Origin of the sequence: Rufibacter aurantiacus, from assembly GCF_017916345.1 — a bacterium.
GTDB lineage: Bacteria > Bacteroidota > Bacteroidia > Cytophagales > Hymenobacteraceae > Nibribacter > Nibribacter roseolus.
Window position 1 is genome coordinate 81696 of record NZ_JAFMSV010000002.1, and the last position, 22911, is coordinate 104606.

The 22911-nt window shown below is 52.4% G+C and carries 21 protein-coding genes; 9 read left to right on the forward strand and 12 right to left on the reverse strand.

What is annotated here, in order from left to right; translation table 11 throughout:
• Positions 1-7 precede the first annotated feature (7 nt).
• A complete protein-coding gene (locus J3P34_RS05845) occupies positions 8-3028 on the reverse strand; it encodes a SusC/RagA family TonB-linked outer membrane protein (RefSeq protein WP_210487019.1) in 3021 nt (1006 codons plus the stop codon).
• Between the two features lie 388 nt (positions 3029-3416).
• Here J3P34_RS05845 and J3P34_RS05850 point away from each other — a divergent pair, with 388 nt between their 5' ends.
• Positions 3417-4292, forward strand: a complete 876-nt coding sequence (locus J3P34_RS05850; RefSeq protein WP_210487021.1) for a DUF2911 domain-containing protein — start codon at positions 3417-3419, stop codon at positions 4290-4292.
• A gap of 104 nt (positions 4293-4396) precedes the next feature.
• On the opposite strand, the gene J3P34_RS05855 is transcribed toward J3P34_RS05850, so the two are convergent.
• From J3P34_RS05855 to J3P34_RS05870, 5 genes are all read right to left on the reverse strand, one after another.
• Positions 4397-4981 carry a nitroreductase family protein gene (locus tag J3P34_RS05855; protein ID WP_210487023.1) on the reverse strand — a complete coding sequence of 195 codons (585 nt, stop codon included), beginning with the start codon at positions 4979-4981 and terminating at the stop codon, positions 4397-4399.
• 33 nt (positions 4982-5014) lie between these two features.
• Positions 5015-6703: a sodium:solute symporter family transporter gene (locus tag J3P34_RS05860; protein ID WP_210487025.1), complete on the reverse strand. Its 1689-nt coding sequence runs from the start codon at positions 6701-6703 to the stop codon at positions 5015-5017.
• Entirely contained in the window at positions 6700-6825 is a 126-nt protein-coding gene (locus J3P34_RS22220; RefSeq protein ID WP_262713899.1) for a hypothetical protein, read from the reverse strand. The genes J3P34_RS05860 and J3P34_RS22220 overlap by 4 nt, the downstream gene beginning before the upstream one ends.
• Positions 6826-6885: 60 nt before the next feature.
• Positions 6886-7266, reverse strand: a complete 381-nt coding sequence (locus J3P34_RS05865) for a hypothetical protein (protein WP_210487027.1) — start codon at positions 7264-7266, stop codon at positions 6886-6888.
• A gap of 66 nt (positions 7267-7332) precedes the next feature.
• Positions 7333-9825 carry a PIG-L family deacetylase gene (locus J3P34_RS05870; RefSeq protein ID WP_210487029.1) on the reverse strand — a complete coding sequence of 831 codons (2493 nt, stop codon included), beginning with the start codon at positions 9823-9825 and terminating at the stop codon, positions 7333-7335.
• A 366-nt stretch (positions 9826-10191) separates the two neighbouring features.
• Here J3P34_RS05870 and J3P34_RS05875 point away from each other — a divergent pair, with 366 nt between their 5' ends.
• Positions 10192-10482: a hypothetical protein gene (locus tag J3P34_RS05875; protein ID WP_210487031.1), complete on the forward strand. Its 291-nt coding sequence runs from the start codon at positions 10192-10194 to the stop codon at positions 10480-10482.
• A gap of 88 nt (positions 10483-10570) precedes the next feature.
• Here J3P34_RS05875 and J3P34_RS05880 read toward each other — a convergent pair whose 3' ends face one another.
• Both J3P34_RS05880 and J3P34_RS05885 read right to left on the reverse strand, forming a co-directional pair.
• Positions 10571-11239, reverse strand: a complete 669-nt coding sequence (locus J3P34_RS05880; protein ID WP_210463942.1) for a hypothetical protein — start codon at positions 11237-11239, stop codon at positions 10571-10573.
• Between the two features lie 225 nt (positions 11240-11464).
• Entirely contained in the window at positions 11465-12310 is an 846-nt protein-coding gene (locus tag J3P34_RS05885; RefSeq protein WP_210463941.1) for an OmpA/MotB family protein, read from the reverse strand.
• A gap of 323 nt (positions 12311-12633) precedes the next feature.
• Between J3P34_RS05885 and J3P34_RS05890 the strand changes: the two genes are divergently transcribed.
• The 7 genes from J3P34_RS05890 to J3P34_RS05920 all read left to right on the forward strand — a co-directional run bounded on the left by J3P34_RS05890 (position 12634) and on the right by J3P34_RS05920 (position 19549).
• Positions 12634-12855, forward strand: a complete 222-nt coding sequence (locus tag J3P34_RS05890; RefSeq protein WP_210463940.1) for a CDGSH iron-sulfur domain-containing protein — start codon at positions 12634-12636, stop codon at positions 12853-12855.
• Positions 12856-13016: 161 nt separating this feature from the next.
• Entirely contained in the window at positions 13017-14489 is a 1473-nt protein-coding gene (locus tag J3P34_RS05895; RefSeq protein ID WP_210487033.1) for an APC family permease, read from the forward strand.
• Positions 14490-15248: 759 nt separating this feature from the next.
• The gene (locus J3P34_RS05900) at positions 15249-15806 is read left to right on the forward strand and encodes a porin family protein (protein ID WP_210463938.1); all 558 of its coding nucleotides are present in this window, start codon (positions 15249-15251) and stop codon (positions 15804-15806) included.
• Positions 15807-16279: 473 nt separating this feature from the next.
• Positions 16280-16804: a GNAT family N-acetyltransferase gene (locus J3P34_RS05905; RefSeq protein WP_210487035.1), complete on the forward strand. Its 525-nt coding sequence runs from the start codon at positions 16280-16282 to the stop codon at positions 16802-16804.
• 69 nt (positions 16805-16873) lie between these two features.
• Positions 16874-17914, forward strand: coding sequence for a zinc dependent phospholipase C family protein (locus J3P34_RS05910; protein WP_210487037.1), 1041 nt, complete (start codon positions 16874-16876; stop codon positions 17912-17914).
• A gap of 108 nt (positions 17915-18022) precedes the next feature.
• Positions 18023-18637: a deoxynucleoside kinase gene (locus J3P34_RS05915; RefSeq protein WP_210487039.1), complete on the forward strand. Its 615-nt coding sequence runs from the start codon at positions 18023-18025 to the stop codon at positions 18635-18637.
• A 228-nt stretch (positions 18638-18865) separates the two neighbouring features.
• On the forward strand, positions 18866-19549 hold the full coding sequence (locus tag J3P34_RS05920; protein WP_210487041.1) for a hypothetical protein: 684 nt from the start codon (positions 18866-18868) through the stop codon (positions 19547-19549).
• A gap of 30 nt (positions 19550-19579) precedes the next feature.
• Here the strand turns inward: J3P34_RS05920 and J3P34_RS05925 are convergent, their stop codons facing one another.
• The 4 genes from J3P34_RS05925 to J3P34_RS05940 form a co-directional block, all read right to left on the reverse strand.
• Positions 19580-19996, reverse strand: a complete 417-nt coding sequence (locus J3P34_RS05925; protein WP_210487043.1) for a hypothetical protein — start codon at positions 19994-19996, stop codon at positions 19580-19582.
• A 116-nt stretch (positions 19997-20112) separates the two neighbouring features.
• On the reverse strand, positions 20113-21417 hold the full coding sequence (locus J3P34_RS05930) for a M23 family metallopeptidase (RefSeq protein ID WP_246853576.1): 1305 nt from the start codon (positions 21415-21417) through the stop codon (positions 20113-20115).
• A 167-nt stretch (positions 21418-21584) separates the two neighbouring features.
• Positions 21585-21842, reverse strand: a complete 258-nt coding sequence (locus tag J3P34_RS05935; RefSeq protein WP_210463932.1) for a hypothetical protein — start codon at positions 21840-21842, stop codon at positions 21585-21587.
• Between the two features lie 120 nt (positions 21843-21962).
• A complete protein-coding gene (locus tag J3P34_RS05940; protein WP_210487048.1) occupies positions 21963-22793 on the reverse strand; it encodes an MOSC domain-containing protein in 831 nt (276 codons plus the stop codon).
• Positions 22794-22911: the final 118 nt, after the last annotated feature.

The window sequence follows — 22911 nt, forward strand, 5'->3', positions numbered from 1 at the left end:
AGGCAAGTCAGAATCCGATGTTAACCCCAAACGTGATGGTTTTTGCCTGCGGCGTGGTATAGAAGTCTACCCCGATGCCCACATTCTGGCGCTGGTTGGTGACCTCTGTGCCAGGCGTATCCACCTCTGGGTCCCAACCTGGGTAATCTGTGATGGTGAAAAAGTTCTGGCCGGAGGCATACACCCTTACCCGGGTAAGGTGGAACTTACCTATCAGAGCCGCAGGAAGCGTGTACCCCAGCGTAATGGTTTTCCCCCTCAGGTAAGAGCCATCATAGAGCCACCGAGACGAAGTTCCGGTTCCGTTGGCATCCCCAAACCGGGCCTGCGGCACCCTGGTGATATCTCCAGGCTGGCGCCAGCGGTTGAGCTGATCCCTGGTCTGGTTGTCTATGTAGTCCATGTTGGCAGACTGGAACCGGCCGGCGTTGTTGTAGATCTCATTGCCGTAGGAGAACTGCAAGAGCAGGCTCAGGTCAAAACCTTTGAAACCGAACGAATTGTAGAAACCACCCACGTAATCGGGGTTGGGGTCACCCACCACCTGCTGTTCGGCGGCGCCGTAATCATTGGTGGTCTCATCAGAGCCGGCCCGCAAGTAATAGAGCGCATCGCCGTTGGCAGGGTCTACTCCGGCGTACTTAAAGGTGTAGAATACCCCAATGGGCTGCCCTTCCACTGCCCTGTTTACCGCCCCGGAGGTGATGACCTGCCCGTTCAGGTTGGTGATCTTGTTCCGGTTGAAGGCAATGTTAAAGCTGGAGGACCAGGTAAAGGCGCCCACCAGGTTCTCGGTGTTCAGGGTTACCTCCACGCCTTTGTTCTCCAGGTTACCCACGTTTCTGGTAACGGTGGCAAACCCCGAGGTAGCCGGCACTTGCACCGCCAAAAGCAAATCCTCGGTTTTCTTCTGGTAATACTCCACCCCGCCGTTGATGCGGTTCTTGAAAAGCCCGAAGTTAATGCCAAGGTCCAGCTGTTCGGTGGTTTCCCATTTGAGGTCTGGGTTCTCTACCGACAAGGGAATTATCCCCGGATTGCCCGCGTAGGACCCGGAGGTGTAAAGCCCACGGGCGTCAAAGTTACCGATGTTATCATTACCGGTAAACCCGTAGCTGGCCCTCAGTTTCAACAGGCTCAGGAATTCCGCTCCCTGGAAGAAGGGCTCTTCAGACAGGATCCAGCCTACACCCACGGCCGGAAAGAAACCGTAGCGGTTATTGGCCCCGAACCGCGAAGACCCATCCAGACGGCCGCTGAGGGAGAACAGGTATTTATCCAGCAGTTTGTAGTTCACCCGGGCAAAGTAGGAAAGCAGGGAGTACTCCGTGCCTTCAGAAGTCCCGAAGTTGATCTCGGCGGCATTGGTGATCCGTTTGAAGTCATCGCTGGGGAAACCAATGCCTGACACGTAATTGGCCTCGGTCTCTGATTTCTGGAAACTCATACCCAGGGTAGTTTCTACGTTGTGGATCTCCCCTATCTGTTTTGAGTAGTTGAGGAAGTTGTTGGTGGTGTAGTTCAGCACCGTCACGGACCGGCTTTCGGCTGCGCCTGCCGGTGCACCGTCCTGGGTTTCGCGCCCCTGGTAGGTGTTCTCACCCTGGTTCAGGAGGTCCAAACCCAGCTCACTCCGGAAGGTAAGGCCCGGCACAATATTGTAGCTGGCGTAAATGGTGCTCAGATTCCGGTAACCTATTGATTTCCTGAACGCGTCCCTTATCTCAATTAGCCCGTTGTAATAGGCGGTATTGGTATTGTATTCGCCGGTCTCGGGGTCAATGATGGGCTGAACGGGCGGCAGGGCCACAATCTGCAAGGGCGTGGCAAAGGCGTTGTCATCGGCTACCCGGTCATTGACGGTGCGGGCCAGGCTGAAGTTCACTCCTATAGTGAGCTTATCGGTGGCGTTGTGGTCAATGTTGATGCGGGCGCTGGCCCTTTTGAAGTTGTTGCCCAGCAGTATACCTTCCTGGTCTGTGTAGGAGCCCCCCACGTAAAACCGGGTTTTCTCCGTGCCGCCGCTGGCGGTAAGGTCAAACTGGTTGTAGCCCGCTGTACGGAAAACCTGGTCCTGCCAGTTTGAGTTGGCCGGGTTGCGCCACTCCGGCAGGAAAGCATCCTTGAACTCGTCAAGGTCAGCCACTAACCCAAAGTCAATGTACAACTGGGCTAATTCTGAATTCGCCACGGATTCATTGAAGAGCTCCAGGTACTCAGCACTATTCAGGAACTCCACTTTGTTTGTGGGCTTGCTGAAACCGGTGCTGTAGTCAAAATTGAAAGCGGTTTTTCCGGCCTTGCCCCGCTTGGTGGTGATGAGCACCACGCCATTGGAGGCCCGGGAGCCGTAGATGGCCGAGGAGGAAGCGTCTTTGAGGATCTCAATGGATTCAATGTCATTGGGGTTTAGGTCAGCCAAAGGGTTGGTGGGTTCGTTGTTTTCTATCCCCTGGTTTTCTGAGGTGATAGGTATGCCGTCCACCACGTAGAGCGGCTGGTTACCCGCTGTCACCGAGGCCGAGCCGCGCACCCGCACCTTGATGCCTTGCCCTACCTTACCGCTTCCGGACGTAATCTGCACCCCCGCTACGCGCCCCTGAATGGCCGACTCCACGCTGGGTACCGGAATATCAGCGATTTCCTCACCCTTTACGCTGGCAATGGAACCCACCACGTCCCGGGCCTCCTGGGTACCGTACCCCACCACCACTACCTCACTGATGGTTTTGGTGTCCTCAGCTAAGGCCACATCAATGGTACCGCTGGCGCCTACGGGCACCTCCCTATTCAGGAACCCTACAAAGGAAAAGACCAGCGTTGGGTTGCCAGACACATTCAATTCATACCGACCGTTTGCGTCAGTACTCGCTCCCGTGGTGGTACCTTTCACCACCACGCTCACCCCTGGTAAAGGGGTACCATCGGCGGCGGAGGTGACCCTCCCCGAGATGGTTCTACTTTGCCCAACAGCACTAAGATGAAGTACGGTCAGCAAAATCAAGCACAAGAGTAGATGTCTTTTCATGCTTTTTTAAATTATGTTAACAAACCGAATACTTTATAAATGTAATCTAATTTTTTATTGCCATATTTCAAAAGGATTTTACTGCAAACCTTTACGCAAGTGCTTAATAATCTACTAGATGATAAGTTAAAGGCTACACCAAACTCATAAGGAAAGAGCGCAAACATTTTCATTCTTTCAATAATTTAAAACTTTCACCAAGCTGGGTTTAAGGTTATTTTCGGCCTGTTTTTATAGAAATAGTTCTAAAACAGAAACACTGGCAGGTGAGCTAACTTGCAGGATTGGCTATAAATGGAATGGCCGCCAAATGGCGGTAGCGTAGGTAGAATTCTTTCTTTTGATTAATATTACTTCACAATCAAACCAAGCATAATTGAGCTGTAATATGAAGAAGATGTTATCCCTGCAACTGGTCTGGTCATTGGCCATGGCCTTGTTCCTGATGGGCACCCAAGCCTCCGCCCAGATCCAAACTCCGGCTGCCAGCCCCAGCGCCTCTGTCACCCAAGTGGTGGGATTGACCAAAGTAACCGTAGACTACTCCCGGCCCAGCGTGAAAGGCCGCAAGATCTTCGGGGACCTGGCGCCTTACGGTAAACTATGGCGGACAGGCGCTAACGCCGCCACCAAAATCACTTTCTCAGATGAGGTAATGCTGGAAGGCAACAAGGTTCCGGCCGGCGAGTACGCGCTGTACACCATTCCAGGCGAGAAAGAATGGACCGTGGTCATCCACAAGAACACCAAACTTTGGGGAGACGGTGGTCCTGATTACAAGCAGGAAGATGACCAGGTGCGTTTCAAGGTGACGCCTAAGAGATTGAATGAAAAAGTGGAGTCCTTCACCATTGGCTTCGCAGACCTCACCAATTCTTCCGGCGTACTGCAGATCAGTTGGGAAAACACTTTGGTGCCTGTGAAAATCACCACCGATGTAGACACCAAGGTGATGGCCCAGATCAGAGAGAAAGTGATCAACGGTACCAACGTGACACCTGCCCTGTATGCCGCTGCCGCTTCTTACTACGCAGACACCAACAAAGACCTGAAACAAGCGCTGGCCTGGATGAAACAAGCCAACGAGAAAGACCCTAAGTTCTGGAACCTGCACCAGCAAGCCAAAATGCAGGCGAAACTCAACGACTTCAAAGGCGCCACTACCACCGCCCAGAAATCTATTGAGTTAGCTAAAAAAGAAAACAATGCAGACTACGTGGCTTTGAACGAGAAACTCTTAGCCGAGATCAAAAACAAGAAATAAGGTTTTAGTCCTGATTTCCTGAAAACACCTTAAAAACAAAACCCCTCTGATATTGCTTCAGCGGGGTTTTGTTTTTAAGGTGTTTTCTTAGGTCAGAGTGGGTTTTACATCCAGCGGACTTTCTCCTCAAAAGAAACAATCCTTTTTCCGCTGGGTGCCGGGCTGTCTGAGTAGCCCAGGTAAAGAATCCCCAGCACCGTATCTTCCTCACGCAGGGCCAGCATGTCTTTCATAGCTGGGTGGTAGGCCATACCGCCAGATCCCCAGTATGAAGCAATCCCCAAGGCAGTAGCCCCCAGCAGCAGGTTCTGGATGGCGCAGGAGGTGGCGGCAATTTCTTCCAGGGCGGGAATCTTGGGCAAATCGCCACGGCGCATATAGGCCACAATCACGTGCGAGGCCTCATCTCCCATGTGCAGCAGTTTCTCGTACTTCAGGTCCATGAACTTGTCTGGGGCGGTATGCTCGCGGTACAGCTCGGCGTGGGCCAGACAGAACTCTTTTACTTTCTCGCCCGCATACACCACAAAACGCCAGGGCTCAGTGTTTCCGTGGGTAGGAGCCCAATCAGCAAGGGTAAGGATTTCCTTTATCTCCTCCTCCGGAATCTGGGCGCCGTTCATCTTAGGTGGCTTTATGGTTCTTCGGCTCTGGATAACGTGCTGTAAGGCCAAATATAGTTGGTTCATCTGCTTGTAAAATGGTAATACGATAACCTCCACTCAGGCTTGCTCGCGCAGGAAAGTCCGAAGCAAATACCCGATGCCCACCACCAGCACCGTCCCGATGAGGTTGTACCAGAGGTAGGCGATAGTTGTATACTCATACAGGAGAAAAATGATCAACTGCGTGAGCACGGCGGCCCAGAACACGGCATTCCCCTTCAGCTTCTGGAAATAGAAAGCAGCGATGAAAATACCCAGGATGGTGCCGTAGAAAAGGGAGCCCAGGATATTCACCGCCTGAATAAGGTTTTCTAGTTGGGAGGCAAACAGCGCGAAGAAGATAGAAACCGCTCCCCAACCCACGGTGAACCACCGGGAGGCACTCACATAATGGTCATCTGAGGCATTTCTGTTCACGGTGCGTTTGTAGACATCCACCACGGTAGTGGAAGCCAGCGAGTTGAACGCCGAGGCCGTGCTACCCATAGCAGCGCACAGCACTACGGCCAAAAGCAAACCCACTAAGCCCTGGGGCAACTGCTGCGTCACGAAGGTGAGGAACACGTAATCGGTGTCTTTGAGGTCGGTGCCTTCGTTGTGGGTTTTCACCAGGGCCTGCGCCTGCTGTCTTATTTCCTTTCTTTTCTCCTCGGCCTGGCGCATGCGCTGGCTTGCCTGCTCCTCCCCTGCCTTGTTACCAGCTTGGTGCGCCTGCACCAGGGCCAAAGTAGCTTCTTTCTTCTCCTGGAAAACCTGCCGGCTTTGGGCCTCCAGGTTCTGCCAGACCGGCGCCTCTGCTGAGGCCGTGACGCTGCTGACCTGCTGTTGGTTGAAGTAAAGGGGTGGTTGGTAGAACTGGTAAAAGACGAAAACCAGCACGCCTACCAGCAGAATGAGGAACTGCATGGGCACTTTCACCAGGCCGTTCATGAGCAAACCCAAGCGACTCTGGGCAATGGTCTCCCCACCCAAATAGCGCCCTACCTGCGACTGATCCGTGCCGAAGTAAGACAAAGCCAGGAAAAAGCCGCCAATCAACCCAGACCATAGATTGTAACGGTCATCGGGGTTGAAGCTCAGATCCACCAGGTTCAGTTTGCCCGATGTTCCGGCCACAGTCATGGCCTCGGAGAAGCCTACGCCATCCGGCAGCAAACGCACCACCACAATGGCCGCGGCCAGCATACCACCCAGCATCACGGCCATCTGCAGCCGCTGGGTCTGGCTTACAGCCTTTGTACCGCCTACCACAGTGTAGAACGTCACGATCACCCCGATGAAAAGAATGGTAGCCGTGAGATTCCAACCAAGGATGGTGGAGAGGATAATGGCCGGCGCGTAAATGGTGATTCCCGTGGAAAGACCCCGCTGCAGCAGAAACAGAAACGCCGCCAACGAACGGGTCTTCAGGTTGAAGCGGCTTTCCAGGTACTCATAGGCCGTGAAGACCTTTAGGCGGTAATAGATGGGAATAGCCGTGATGGACAGCACCACCATAGCCAGCGGCAACCCGAAGTAAAACTGGATAAACCGCATACCATCATCAAAGGCCTGTCCCGGAGTAGAAAGAAACGTGATGGCGCTGGCCTGGGTGGCCATAATGGAAAGCCCCATCATCCACCAACGTTCGGTGTTATCGGCCCGCAGGTAACCAGACATATGCTGGGCCTTGCGGGTTTTCCAGACGCCATACAGCACAATGAACGCAATGGTGCCTACCAGCACTCCCCAATCCAATCCGCTCATTTATAGGCTTCGGTGATGAGATAAAACAACAGGATGAACGCCGCCAATACGCCCAACACCAACCAGTACATGGATGTCCAGCTTTTAAAGAACGGCGGCGGGTCTATATCTCCTTTAGTCATGGGGAATGTCTTGGGTTGAGAACAAATCTTGATGACTTGCCTTTTAATTGCTACTGGTTGTTATTTAAGACTGATCAATTCAATTACATCACACTCCCCTACTTTTCTAGGCCCTTCCATAAAGAAACCATGGGTACCAACTTTTATTTTACCCTGATGGTAGTTTATTCTTTCACTGTCAACGATCCACATTCTAGCAATGCCATGTCTGGCAATGGGTAGGTCTATTTCTTGGATGACATTGCCATGCAAATCCTCAAACTCAGGCCAAATTATAAAAAAGTTTTTCCTCCCAGTTTCAGGATCCTCATACTGAAAGTCCCACCTAATTCCCTGAAATGGTAAACTGTATCTTCCGCCTTCTTCCTGGGTAAAAATGGAATAGGTTACCTTAAAATCAGGTTTCCTTTGAAATACTTCTTCATAGGGCTTGTAGTACATTTCTTAAGATTTTACCCAAATAATGAGCTGTTCAGGGGCCGTTTTCTTGAAAACGGCCCCTGAACGTTACTTGCCCAAAGAGAGCAGGTTCACAAACAGACGGTACGCCCCTGGCACCCCGGCCGGCAACTCCCTGAAGAAAGAATACCCGGTGTACACGTAATATCCTTTCCCATATTTGGCAACGAGCAAACCGCTGTCTTTAGGCGATTCACCCGGGTCATTAGATGAGATGATGGCCTCGTACTCCGGCGCCCACTGGTTAGGGAAATAAAGACCACGTTCCTGCACCCAACCTTTGAAATCCTGTGCGGTGATCTTGTTGGGCGAGTTCAGAACCGGGTGATTGGGTTTCAGGAACCGTACTTCTGAGTCTTCTACCGTTACGCGGTCATTGGAGAGTTTAATGGAAAACGGCCCTAAGTTAGAAGTCACCAATCCGTTGCTCACGTTGTACTGCACCACCAGCGTGCCCCCGTTCTGCACGTACTGCATCAGTTGAGGCTGCTGAAATTTGAGACGTTCTAAGGTATTGAAGGCACGCACGCCCACCACCACGGCATCATATTTCTGCAAGGCCGCCGCAGACAGGTCCTCTACCCGCAACTGGTCTACGGCATAACCTATCTGCTGCAGGCTGGCGGGCACTTCATCGCCGGCGCCCATGAGGTAGCCAATGTGTTGTCCTTTGCGCTTGAGGTCCAGTTTCACCGCTTTGGCCGAAGCCTCGGGGTACAAGGTCTGCGTAGGAATATGCGGGTACGCGATAGCCCTGAAGCTTTGGTTGTAGGTTTTGCCGTTGTACGTCACGGCTGCGCCGATGGCACTCTCCGTCTGGGTTGCGCCGGGGTATACCATGAACGTGAAGGTCTGCTCCTCGCCTTTCTGGCCCAATTTGAAACTTCCCGAGGCAGGCTCAGAACGCCATCCTTGGGGAAGGCGCAGGGCTACCTGCCCATCTACCTGGTCTTTTCCGGCCCGCACCCGCAGGGTAACGGGTTTAGGTTGCGGATCTGGAAATACGTACACTTTCTCAGAGATGTTCACGAAAACCGGAGGGGCAATCTCAAACGGACGGTACTGCTCCCCTTCCACCGGATCGGTGCGCTTGTAGACTACGGGCACGGTATAAGTAAGCGGCTCGCCTTGCACGGTCAGATGCAATCTCAATTGGGCGGCGGCAGGGTTCTCGGCCAGCCCAATCAGGGCGAGGTCATCTACCCGGAACATGCCAGTGGTGCCCGGTGTGCGCAGCCAGTACGGCTGGGAGAAGGGCGTGGCCGCCGGTACTGTGCATGAGGTTCTGATGAACACCGGTTTGTTCAGGTCCAGTTTCTGCTGCAGCGTGGTGTCCTGGTTCGCGAACAGATACTCTACTTTGGTGAGGGTCACGGGAACGGCCGAACGGTTCACAGCTTCCAATGACAAGGCTACCTGCTCGCCCGGCGATACAGAAAACTCCCTTACTGAGGAGGCTTCCAGGTACAGGCCCAGGCAGTTTTTAATGGCTTCCTGCAGGTCCTGCTGCTTCACGGTTTTCCAGTAAGAAGCCGGCAGTTTGGCCAGGGCCGCATTCGCCTTCAACAGCACCGGCACAGTGGCCGCCGGGTTGCCAGGGTTGTAGTTCTTGAGAGCTTCCTCCAGTAACCTGGCTACCTCTTTGCTGCCAGGCACGCGGTTCCAGGAGGTGGTTACGCCTTCCAGCACATCAGCTTTGGCGCGAGCGCCTTTCAGGAACTCAAAGTACTCCACGGCCTCTCCGCGGGTGCCACTGCTCCCGAATCCCTGGCTTTTGTGCATGCTGCGGCTCTGGGCGGCAATCTCGTTGTAAGACCGACCCAGCAAGGGGTTGTAGACCCCAGCATCGATCATCAGTTTATCAGACGTGTCGAATTTCTGGTTTTGGCTGTAGAAGAAGGAAGAGGTATTCCAGAGCAGGCGTTTGGCCTGCCAGGGCTCCACGGTTTTCAGTTGCTCGGGGAAACGCTTGGGATCAGCGGCGGCGTCAAAGGCCTCCACGGCGATCATGGCGGAGGCAGTGTGGTGGCCGTGTGTGCCAGAGGGCTCCGGCGAGAAACGGGTGATGATGACATCGGGGCGGAACTTGCGGATAACCCAAACGGCATCGGCGAGCACCTGCTCTTTGTCCCAGATGGTGAAGGTTTCGGCGGGGTTCTTGGAGAACCCGAAATCGTTGGCCCGGCTGAAGAACTGCTCTCCCCCGTCAACGCGGCGGGCCTGCAGCAATTCCTGCGTCCGGATCACGCCCAGTTCCTCCCTGATCTCCGGCCCGATGAGGTTTTGGCCGCCATCGCCGCGGGTGAGGGACAGGTAGCCAGTGCGCATTTTGCGTTCGTTGGCCAGGTAGCCTATGAGGCGGGTGTTCTCATCATCTGGGTGCGCCGCGAAATACAGCACACTGCCAAGCACGTTCAGTTTTTCCAACGCCAGCCTGATCTCGGCGGCATCTGGTTTCTTGGGGGCCTGGGCCTGCGAGGCAGAAAATCCTACTCCCCAGGCCAGGAGAAAGGAAGTCGCTAAAACTCTTACAGAGGTCATGGGTATCAAAAGAAGTCCAAATAAAGCGGGAGAACCGGGGAGCCCAACAGGCCCCAGACATCCCACGGTAAAGCTATGGAATTTTAGGTCAACTGAGGAAGGTTATGCCGGGATTTGCGCTTCAGGTAAAGCATTTTCTGGCGGTTGTGCTAAGGAAGTGCCACACGCTCGTTTTGGGCTTTATTTTGCAAAATCAGGCCCTAAACAAAGGAGGTTGTTCCTGCTTGCGGGAGCGGTTTTGCCGGATCAGGCTGGCAAATAAGTCAATTTTACCTAAGCCTATCACGGGGCGATCACACTTCCATAACATTTTGGCCGGTTTACCAGTTAAGAGAATCTGATAGAGCGCTTAAAACCTGTAAGACTATGAAAAAGCTTGTAATGATATTGGCTATGGCCGGCATGACCGGTTTTGTAGCCTGCGACTCCCAGACCGGGAAAAACACAACTTCAGCGGGAACAGAGGCGGAGCAGAACTCCAACAACCCCAACAACACCAGCCCGGTGGTGAATCCTAACCAAAACGACACAACCGGGGCCACTGCTACTGAGATCACCCAAAGCAAGGTAGGCAACTCGCAGAGCCGCGGCGAGATGAACAACTCCAAGTCCAACACCACCAAAAACCAAACGCTGCGCGACAGCATTGAGGAATAACAAAGCTTAAAAGCATCGGGTCCGTTTAGGGGTAGTTTTGAGTAAAACTGCCCCTAAACGGACCCGATGCTTTTTGGATACCTACGGTTTACTGCTTCTTCGCTTTCTGCTGCTCTTTGAACTCCTGTCCTGAGCGCAGGGTATAGAACTCCCCAATGAGGGTCCTGATCTTGATCTCATCCAGGGTGGAGAGTTTTTCCTCTACGGCCGCTTTGCGCTTGCCCAGGTTCTGGAGGATGTAATCGGCGTAGTCCCAGTCCCGAGAGGTCCAGTTCTGGCGCTTCACCCGCACGTTCTGCATAAACCGGATGTAGGCTTCGCGCATGTGGATGGAGCTGATGTTCTGTACGTTCCCAAAGGAACCCAGCAGCTCTTTTTCGCGGAGGCGCACTTCCTCTGCCTGCAACGGCACTTCATCGGCCATGGGCTTGGACTCCAGCTCTTGGAAACGGGTTTTCAGCTCCAGGAAATCGCGCTTGGATGTCTCTGATAGCCCCTGGAAGCTGTTCTCTATCTTGTTCGCCTGGCGGGCGAAGTCGCTCTTGATGGTGGGCCACTCAGCGCGCGTGGTAGTGGCGATTTTGTCAGACTGCACTTTCATCCATTCCTTGAAAGCGCGCAGATCCTGCTCAGCCGACGATTCCTGGGTTTCCCTGGCGGCGAGGGGTTTCTCCTTTTCCACCTCCTGGGCCCAAACGGCGGAAGAAAACGAGGCGGTTAACCCCAGAATCAAGCCTAAAATCTTTCCTTTTTGCATGGTTTTTATTGTGATTGTTGAGCGGTTGCCTCATCAAAGGTAAAAATTTTCCTTAAAGGCCACTCCTTCCCTACAACAAGAACAACGCCAAAAACCCATCAGAATTATGCTCCTTATTCTGATATATCCTTTTAAGCCTATATTTAAGAAATCAGGCCAAAAAAGAAGTCCCTGCCGGATGCTCTCCGGGCAGGGACTTGCGGTAAACATGCCATATTTTCAGGCTTAGTTTTTCTCCAGAATCTGGAAAAGCTCGTCTAGTTTAGGCGTGAGGATGATCTCGGTGCGGCGGTTCTTCTGGCGGGCATCGGCGGTGGTAGCCGGGTCAACAGGCACGTATTTAGAACGTCCTGATGGGGTTACCCGCTGCGGCGCCACGCCAGCCTCGGTGAGGATACGGGTGATCTCGGTGGCGCGCAATACGCTCAGGTCCCAGTTGTCCTGCATGCCGGCGGTGCCTTTGGCCACTGGCACGTCATCGGTGTGGCCTTCTACTACCACGTTCACGTCTTGCTGGTTTTGCAGGGCGCCGGCCAGTTTTTTGAGGGCTTCCTGCCCCTGGGCATCTACTTTGGTAGACCCAGACTTGAACAGCAACTGGTTAGACAAAGACACATACACTTTGCCGTTGCGCACATCTACGGTGAGGTCAGAGGCTTTGAAACCCAGCAGCGCTTTGCTCACTACTTGCCGCAAGTTGTTCACGGCGCGGTCTTTCTCGTCCAGGATGCGCTGCATCTCGGCCAGGCGGGCTTCGCGGGCCTGCAGATCGGCGGAGAGTTTGTCTACCTGCTGGTTTTTATTGTTCAGGTTTGTGCGCAGCGAAGCTTCTGTGGAGGCTTTCTCAGAGGCCAGATCTGCTTTCTCCTGGTTCAGGCGCTCTTTGTCCTGCTGCAAACGGGCGCGTTCGTTTTCCAGCTCAGCTTTCTGGCGGGTGAGTTCATCCTGCAACACCACCAGCGAACGGTTCTCGGCCAGGGCCGCTTCGTACTTTTTGGAAGACACACAGGAACCTAATAGACCCAGGGCCAGGAAAGCTGGCAATACAGGGCTCAAGAAGCTTTTTTTCATAGTATTCTAAGCGTTTTTACAATGGTTACTAAAGAGAGCAACAGTGTTTATACGTACGCACCGTTGCCCGCCGGGGTTAAAACACCGAAAAAATAAGGCCAGATGCAAATGCGGGCTTGTAACAGCGGCCTCCTTCCCCTGATCTGGGGACCAAAGGCAAGAAGATGTTTTACAGCACAAACCCGCCCATTGATGCAAAGCTTTGGGCAAAAATACTATCTTTGGATCGAGGCGAACTTGCTTTGCTGCCGATGGGCAGATGATGGCCAGGTTCTTCGTCTCAGAATCCCTTTACCTTTTTACCCCTTTTTCTTAAAAACAGCATGAAAACCAAAGTTACCGTGAACAACAACGGCTCGCTCAAAATTGAAGGCGAGTTTATCATAGTAGACCCGATGGGCAACGAGTACAACTTACAGGGCCGCGAAGCCGTGTCAATCTGCCGCTGCGGTCTCTCTAAAAACAAACCGTTCTGCGATGGCTCGCACAAAGGGCATTTTGAACACAACGCCGTAGCCTTTGACCTGCCGCCGCGCAAGGTTTAAAAAAAGAGTCCTGAGTCTTGAGTTCTGAGTTAGGGCTATAATCAAAGAGGCGGAGATTTTGTCTCCGCTTTTTCTCCCTCTCTTCCCCCTCTACTGTTTCTTCCTCTCCTATCGTCCATAATGCTATGTCTGACACCTCTACGGTAACCTCCACAGAAACTATGTCTCAAACCGCAACGGGATTTAAGCGCGAGATCAAATTATTTGATGCCGTAATGCTGGTAGCCGGTTCCATGATTGGGTCCGGTATCTTTATTGTGAGTGCCGACATTGGCCGATCGGTGGGGAGCGCGGGTTACCTGCTGTTGGTGTGGGCCCTTACCGGCCTCATGACCCTGGCCGGTGCCCTGAGTTACGGCGAACTCACCAGCCTCATGCCCCGTGCCGGCGGGCAGTACGTGTACCTGCGGGAGTCTTACGGTCCTCTGGTGGCCTTTCTCTACGGTTGGACACTTTTCCTGGTGATCCAGAGCGGGACCATTGCGGCCGTGGCCGTGGCTTTTGCCCGCTTCACCGGCGTGCTGGTACCATGGTTCTCCGAGACCAATGTGTTGCTGGATCTGGGAATTCTCAAGTTTACCTCGGTGCAGTTGCTGGCCATTACCTCTATTATCCTTTTGACGCTGATCAACCAGCAAGGCGTGCGTAACGGTAAATTGATTCAGAACATCTTCGGGAGCACCAAACTGATTGCTTTGTTTGCGCTGCTGGGGTTTGGGTTACTGCTGGGCACCAGTCCGGAGGTGATGGACCTGAACTTCTCTAATCTCTGGGATGCGCAATCAGTGGTGCTGGACAAGGAAACCGGGGCTATTACCCGCACTACTTTGTCAGGTTGGGCTCTGCTGGTGGGCATCAGTACGGCCATGATCGGGTCGCTTTTCTCCTCAGACTCCTGGAACAACATCGGGTTTTCCGGCGATGAGATCGTGAACCCCAAAAGAACCATCGTGCTGAGTATGGCCATTGGAACCGGCATTGTGACAATCCTGTACATCCTTATAAACGTGGTGTACCTCACCATTCTGCCTCTGCAGGGAGATCCCGCCGCTACTGATGCACTGAGCCGCGGCCTTCAGTTCGCCAGCAATGATCGCGTGGGTACGGCCGTGGCCGAGGTGATTGGCGGCGCGCCGGCTACCATTGCCATCGCTATTTTGATCATGATCTCCACGTTTGGTTGCAACAACGGGGTAATCCTTTCGGCGCCTCGTGTGTACTACGCCATGGCCAAAGACGGACTATTTTTCCCTAATATGGCCAAACTGAACAAGAACGGCGTACCGGGTGCGGCCCTGGCTATCCAGTGCGTGTGGGCCAGTCTGCTTTGCCTCTCGGGCCGTTATTCAGACCTGTTGGACTACGTGATCTTTGCGGTGTTGCTGTTCTATATATTGACCATTGCGGGCATTTTCATTCTGCGCCGCACCATGCCAGATGCACCCCGGCCGTACAAAGCCCTTGGCTACCCGGTGCTGCCTGCGTTGTACATTCTCATGGCATCGTTTATCTGCGTGATCCTGCTCATCTACAAGCCTAATTACTCGTGGCCGGGCCTGATTCTGGTAGGCGTAGGCATTCCGGTGTTCTACCTGTTTGGCAAGCGCTTCCGAAAAATTGAAGCGGAGGGATAGTTCTCAGACTAACAAATTATAGCCCCGCTGCTTTGTTTTATGAACAAGCCAGCGGGGCTTTGTTTTGGAGTCAGTTTGGGGAAAAGAGGCTAAAATCGGATTTGCCTTAAAAGCGAAAAGCCTCCCCAAAACGGAGAGGCTTTCCTTATATTGGTTAAATAACTTAATGTATTTACTCCTGATGTGGCTTTCGCCTTTGTGTTCCTAAACGTACTACTCACGTATCCCTCAAAAAGCTTAACCTAACGGTTAATTTTATTTAAGTTTTAACGTCAGCTATTCGGCCTAGTTTTTACGACATCTGTTTCGTTACACTCTATTTAACCAACATTTATACCTTCTTTAACGAACGCCTAATCAGAAGGTTACACTCCTGCTGCATATTTACTGTTGTGGTAAACCGAAGTTCATAGCAATTTGATCTCGTCTTATCAAGAATAGCCCAAAAAGGCAAAGTCGGTTGAAACATGTTCAATAATCACCCAGAAAACATGGGCTAAATCATTGAATACGAACCTTTAAAGAACTTTGTATCACTCCTTTTTTTTATAAAAGGATGGAGATCCCTTCCCTGTCAGCTGGGTTTAGATGCGGCAAGATTACACTAATAGAAAAAAGAGGTGCGGCCCCAGGATCAGCCGGATTTAGGAACGAGGCAGGAAAGTTCTGGAAATAACCTTGGATATCTTAGGGGCGTTACATCCTTCCCAGACCTTTGCCGTATCTTTCTTACCTCAATCATTTTCCGTTAACAATAGTATGAAGAAGTTCTTGTCCGTTGCAGCCTTGGTGCTGTTTTTCGCTTTGGGAGCCCAGGCCCAGACCAGCCTGGGGTTGAAGGGAGGTCTAAACGTGTCTACCATCCGGATTCCCAACGTGGACATTGATCCCAAAATTGGCGTTCACTTCGGGGGTTTTGCTTCCACCCCTATCTCCAGCCGGTTTGCGCTGCAGCCAGAAGTGGTTTACTCGCAGCAGGGCGTAAAGGCAAATCAATATGATTACACCTACCATTACCTGAATATCCCGCTGATCTTCAAAGGCACTATCTCCGGCGGATTCCACTTGCAGGTAGGTCCCCAGTTTGGCATTTTGCTGGCCGCCAATCGCAAGGAAGGCAGAACCACCCTAGACATCACCGATTCCCGGAACCGCTACGATGGCGCCATTGCCTTAGGCTTGGGGTATGACGTAGACGCCTGGCAGATCTCGGCCCGCTACAACCTGGGTCTTTCTGATGTGCGTGATGACAGCGACAATGGCATCAACCACACAAACAACGTGTTCCAGTTATCATTGGGCTACCGGTTCAGATAATCTCTGATTTAATTTACCATCATAATAAGAAAAGCTCCTGCTCTGGTTTAGCCAGAGAAGGAGCTTTTTCGTTTTAAGTCCATTTCACGGGAAACAGCCAGTTTCAAAAGCAAGCCTATCTAATGAATAGATATAACAGCGGTGGTCCTTTAAAGAAGATGTGCCCATGGGTAAAGACCTGATTTGCGGCCGGGGTGTTTTCAGCCTGATTTTGCCAAATTGGATCATTTTCGCCTACATGATCCAACGATTTATTTTTCAGAGACTTACCCGGCAACAGTAAAGTAATACCGACAAGCCAACCATTTCCTGGGCGGAATTGAAAAATTTTTCTCGTGCTTTTAGGGGTTCGGTCTCTTACCTTTGTCTGGAAATTAACTGATGGTAACACATTAAAACTCTGATAACCAAATAGCTAATTTTATTAGAATATTTTCCCTCAGGCGCCGGCCCTGCTTACTCGCTTACTTTTTATGACAGTCTCCCCTTCTGCTACAGAACCCGTTTCTATCCAGACCACCTCAGACGCTAGCATTATCAGGGACTTGGCTTACGCTACCTGGTATCCTACTTACCGAGAGATTCTTTCTGCCGAGCAGATTGACTTCATGCTGACGGAAATCTACTCCCTGGAGTCTTTGCAGAGTCAAATGGAGAATGGGCAAACCTTTCTGCTGCTCACGCATGAAGGCAAGCCGGCGGCTTTCTCGGCCTTTTCCCTCCTGGATGCCGCGCAGCAGCGGTATAAACTAAACAAACTGTATATCCACCCAGACTTCCAGGGGATGGGGTTTGGCAGAATGCTTCTACAGGAAATCATACAAAGAACAAAAGCCCAGGGTGGCCTTAAATTGGAATTAAACGTGCACCGACAAAACCCGGCCCAGCACTTCTATTTCAAGATTGGTTTCAAGATCATAAAAATAATAGACATTCCTTTTGCCCAGTTCACGCTTAATGACTACATTATGGAACTGAATCTAACTGATGTCAGCTGATTCTTGTCCCCCGGCAATGAGTTAAAGCATATAGGCTTATTTTTATAAATATTGTAATATTTAAAACCTATGTTTTACAGCCGTATTGTAAAATTCATATTAATAATAGGAATTATTCTGAACACCTCAGTTTCTGGATATTCTTGGGGTTTCTTCGGGCACAAGGTGATTCAGCAACTGGCCATTTACGGGCTGCCCAAAAGCATGCAACCGTTCTTCCACCGCAACATGGCACACCTGGTGGAGACATCAATACGGCCCGATGAGCGCCGCAACTCAGATCCTCATGAGGCACCCCGCCACTTTATAGACCTGGAGGCTTTTGGGGAGAATCCGCTGGAACAGGTGCCGCATTCCTATACTGCCGCCGCCGCCAAATACAGCCCAGACACGCTGCAGAAATACGGCGTGGTGCCGTGGCAGGTACTCAAAATCAAAGATCGGCTGACCCAGGCTTTTTACCGGAGAGACAAAGACAGCATCCTGTTTTACTCCGCAGACCTGGCCCACTACATCCAGGATGCCCACGTGCCGCTGCACACCAGCCTGAACCATGACGGGCAGTTAACCGGCCAGACCGGCCTGCACAGCCTCTGGGAATCTAAGCTGCCCGAGCAGAACCTTGCCCATTACAACCTCAGACACGAGAAAGCACAGTACCTCAAAAACCCCGAGGAAGAAATCTGGAAAGTAATCAAAGCCTCGCACCAGTTGGTGCCACAGCTACTGGCCGTTGAAAAGCAGGTGAGCCAGAACTTCACCGAGGCCACCAAATACACCATTTCTGAGCGCAACGGCCGCACCCGCAAAAACTACACAGACGCTTTCGCCACCGCCTACAACCAAGCCTTAGGCACCATGGTGCAGGACCGCATGAGAGCCTCGGCAGAAAAGACGGCTTCTTTCTGGTACACCTGCTGGGTAGACGGCGGTAAACCAGAACTCAGTGAGCTGTTGTCCACGCCGCGTACCAAAGAGGAGAACAAACAACTGAAGCAGGAACTCAAATCCTGGAAGAAAGGCACCCTGCAGGAGAAAGACCTGCTGCTCACCAAAATCAAACTTTCCTTGATGAACGTGGTCCAGTGGATGGGCGAGTCTCTGGCCTAAGCCAGACCTGGCACCTTCTTTTTTAACCTCATACAGAAAGCCCTGCCTGAAATCTGAGGTTAAACCCGTACTTTTGCGGTCCGCGTTTAACAACAGTAGAAAGAGCACATGCATATTGCAATAGTAGGCAACATTGGGGCCGGAAAAACCACCCTGGCTACCAAGCTGGCCCAACATTTTAAGTGGGATGTTTTCCTGGAAGCCGTAGACAACAACCCTTACCTCAAAGATTTCTATGAAGACATGCCGCGCTGGGCATTCCACTTGCAGGTCTTCTTCCTAAACAGCCGCTTTAACCAGGTCCTGCAGATCAACGAGCGTACCAACGGCGTCATCCAGGACCGCACCATTTACGAAGACGCGTACATCTTTGCCAAGAACCTGCACCACTCCGGCATGATGAGCGACCGCGATTACCAGAACTACTTTAACCTTTTTGAGTCTATGACCAAAATGGTGAAAGCCCCGGACCTGCTGGTGTACCTCAAAGCCGACCTGCCTAAACTGATTGGCCAGATACAGAAACGCGGACGTGACTACGAAGACAATATTTCCCTGGCGTACCTCAAAAACCTGAACGAGCACTATGACCAGTGGATTGCAGGTTACAAGCACGGCAAACTGCTGGTCATTGACGTAAACCAGATGGACTTCGTGCAGAACCCCGAGGACCTGGGCGTGATCATTGACCGCATCAACATCGAACTGTTCGGTTTGTTTTAATCCGATCTCCTTCAATACTCAACTGGGCCTGTTTAGGGGCTGTTTTCCAGGAAACAGCTCCTAAACAGGCCCGGTTCTTTTATTCTATCCAGGAAGCTCTTTCCCCACTGCCGATTGCCTGGATTTCTGGTTCATGAAAAAAAGGATGGTATCACCACAAGGTGTACGGACCAAAACCAGGGAACCATCCCAAACCGAAAACCTTCGTATACATAGGAAAAAAGCGATATGAACCCGAACTATCCAAAATTCCTGGCGGCAGGTGCCCTCACGCTGGTCTTGCTGGGCGGCAGCGCCTGTGAACGCACTTCCCCCTCCAATGACAACCCCAATAACCAGCCCCGGACCCGGGCAGAACAAGACTTAGCCGAGTTACGGGACTGGATGAAAGATAAAACCGATAGCACCGGCAGAAATGACAGGGACACCACCAGAAGAGGTGCCCGCATCAGGGAGGAATTCAGGGAAAAGACCGCGCGCCTGGACACCAAACTGGATAGCCTCTCGGCCAAATCCAAAGCCGAGTACAAAGAACTGAGAAGGAAATATGAGAACTGGGAAGCCCGCAACCAGCAAAGGAGCGCGATGCCCCTGAACCAGGAAACCCTGCAGCGCTTTGAAGAAGAACTCTTCGGGTCAGCTAACGCGTTGGATGCCCAGTTCACGGCTACCCAGATGCGGGATGTGTATACCCAGTTCCTGCAGAACGTACGGGCCCGCCGCGCCACCTGGACCGCCGCAGACTGGGACTACGTAGACGAGATTTATAGCCGACTTAACCAGAAGAAAGACCAGGTAGAAGACCAGATTCCAGGCCAGGACAAACTCAAGATCAAAGCCCTGCAAGCCGAATACCTGACGCTGGAGACCACCAAAGACGCAAAGGACCTTGCCAGGGAGATAAAGCAGTAGACCCTTGGACCAGACCGGAAAAGATCACTGCTAATCTGGTGCCTCCGGGTTGGCTAACCACGCTTTAGCAGTGGCCAGGTCATGAAACAAAGAGACAATAATATTGGAGGACAACCGCCGCTGTAAATCCCGGGCGGCCGCCTGGTCATGCATGTCGCGCGACAGGACCATGGCCATGTATTTAAGGCCGGTTTCCGCCAGGTCTGGTTTCCATTCAAACTCCAGCCAATCGTTGGCCTCTTCCCATTCGCCGGTTACGTCGCTTTTGTCATTCAACAGTCTAGGGCAGTGCATTTCTTTCTGCAGATTCAGGTACGTTTTGGCTACCGTCACCACATCATCTGAGTTGATGTGACCGCTCCACTTCACGTAAAACCAATCCTGCTCCTCTTCATATTTGATGGATATAAAAGAGTGTGCGCTGGTGACTGCCCATAGTTCGGCCATAATCCTGTTTTAAGGTTGCATGGTATGGTAAATGATTATGTAGTCAGAAGTGTTGTTTGTCTCTATAAAATACGTTCACTGGAGGCCGAATGTTCAAAAGAGCCGCAATTGACAGGTTAGCGGGCCACATCGGCGGGAATCCATCCGGTGGTACCCTCGGCGTCTTTCACGAGCCAGAACGCATCCTGCTTGGCCAATACGCGCACCGTTGAATCAGCGGAAATGCTTTTCTGGGTAGCGGCATCTGCCGCTGAAGCCTCCAGCAAAGGTGCCTCGCGGCGCAGCCGGATGGCCTGGATGGGTTTATCCAGGTTCTCTACCAAAGAAGAGGCTACGTAGCCCTGGCGGCCATCTGGGAGCAGGACGCGGTACCAGGAGGCGGAACCAGCCAGCACCTGCAAAGGCGTGTACTGCGCCAGTTTTTCCAGCGGGGCTGCCCCGGAAGATGCGGCTTCGCGCAAAGAGGTATTGGGTTTGGCCACGCGCACCCAGTTGCCCAGTTTCTTCTCATCGGCCTGGAAGGAGGCTGGTTTGGTGCGGTCCTTGAACACGTACGGATAGGGGTCTACCGCGCCCTCCCCAAACCGGTAAATCCCGAAGTGCAGGTGCGGGGCGGTGGAAATGGCGTTGCCGGTGTTACCAAGTAAGCCCAGGGTATCGCCAATGGAAACGCGTTGACCGGGCTGCACCAATTGGCTGTCCAGGTGCGCGTAATACAAACTTTGTTGCCTTTTCAGGTCAGAAAGCCACACTACTTTCCCCCCGATGGGCGTGGTATTCACCCGGGTCACCATTCCTTCCACCGAGGCCACCACCGGCGTATTGCGAGCCGCAAAAATGTCAATTCCCTCGTGCTTTCTGGCTCCGGCATCACGGTCCTGGCCCCAGAAACTCTGCACTGCCCGGCTGTCTTTGCCCTGCACAGGAAACGCGAGTACGGGGGCGCTCTCAATGGTAACGGTGTACTGGCCGCTTCTCAAAAGTTCAGGCTGTACCCGCAACAGGTGGGGCACTTCTTCCTCAATCTCGTATTCCAGGTCTTGGGCAGTGGTATCGGCGTTGGCTACTTGTTTGGGTTGAGTTGGATTAGCGGGATCGGTTTCAAACAGGTCAATGAACACCTGGGGCACCTCGCGGCCCTGAGTCTGCACCTTCACGGCCACTTTCTGGCCTTGTTTTACCGTGAAGCGGTAACTGGCGGCCAAGGGTTTATCGGCGGGGAAATAGCCGGTCTCTTTAAACGGAAGCGTGACGGGCACTGCCTGCTGCAGGGCGCGCTCGCCAGCGGCTACCCACTGTTTGCCCAAACCGGTCTCGTCCAGCTTGGCGGCTTTCAGGCCGGCGTGGTACTTCTCATAGGGGGTCTGTTTTTTAAAAACTCCGCGCAGAGAGTTCTGCGGACTACAGCCCGTAAATACCAATAATCCACAAAAAGCAATAAAAAAAAGGAAGTGTAAGCGAATTGGAAATATATTGAATTGCATCTTAGTCAGGTCTTTAAAAAGAATAACCCGGTACTGCCTTAGAAGGTTCTCTCTTGGGCAGTACCGGGTTATTTTACGCAGGAAGACCTGCGGCGATGCATTTTCTATTCTTCTTCCACGCGCTGGTGCGGATGCGAGTACCCGCGGGCGGCGGCTTCCTCAATCACCTCGTACTGGTCCAGCATCAGGTTAGGGTTGTCTGAGTTGGTGGCTTTCACAAACTGGCCCTCGGGAGTTTGGTAAATGGCATAGTTGTGCAGGCCAAAAGGAAACAGGTTGTTGCTGCGCAGTTCCTTGGCGTAGGTAAGGTCTATTTCTTCGCCTCCGGTGGCGGTGATCAGATAGCGGCTGTGTTGCGTCATGGCGCGAAACGTATTTTTAAGGTGAATGCCCAGGTTATCGTTTCAGAGGCGTTTTCATCAAAACTACCCCTAAACAGGAATTATGCCTGTGGCGCAAAGGTAGGAAGATCCCGCGAAAACCTATTCCGCGCTGGCGGCTGGGCCCACCTCCATTACCGTAATCTTGTCGCCTACCTTCACCGTGCCCGTAGACAAACCTATCAGGTTCATCCCGAAGATGACTTTGTTGCCTTTCTTCTGGTAGGAAGAAAGCGTTCTGAGCGGCTCTGCCCCTGCTTGGGCGGTATCCTGGTTGATGGTGGTCACGTTGCAGCGGCCGCAGGGCTTGGCTCCGTAGAACAGCACCTCCCCTATTTTAAAGGTCTTCCACTTCTCCTCCACGTAAGGCTGCCCGCCGGTGAACACAAAGTTGGGCCGGAACCGGTTAATAGGCACCTGCTCCTCCAATCGGCTGTTCAGGTCATTCAGCGATTCCTGCCCAATGATGAGAAACGGGTAGCCATCTGAGAAACTCACTTTCTCGTTGTGCTTGGCGTAGTTGGGGTCAATGAGCCGGATTGAGTTCTCTGGCATGTACACGAGGCGGCAGTTGATGCCCAGCGCCTCAGAAAACCAGGCATTGGCCTCGGGGCTCACAATGAAGGCAAAGCAGATATCATCCCATACGGTGACCAGGGTAGAGCGGGTGCTATTAGTCTCATAGGGTACCAGCAAGGGCGTAAGATCGCGGGTTTTATGGGTCACCTGCAGGCCCTCGGGGGTAAGAGCTACCTGCAGGAGCGCCATCTCGGCATATTTACGCTGGGTCAGGAAAATACCGCTGTCGTCAATCAGCATCCAGCGACGGTCATACTGCAGGCCCCGCTCCTCTACCTGGGCAGAGGTAAGGGAGATGCCACTTAATGATTTGATAGGGTAAATATAAATCTCGCTGAGTACTAGTGTTGACATACGGTTGTTGTGATGTGCTGAAGCCTCCCGCTTCAATGGCGCTACCAAAGATAGGAATGATTCTTACAACGCGAAGAGCCCGCCCAAGGATTTGTACTTTTGCAACAATTTCACCTTA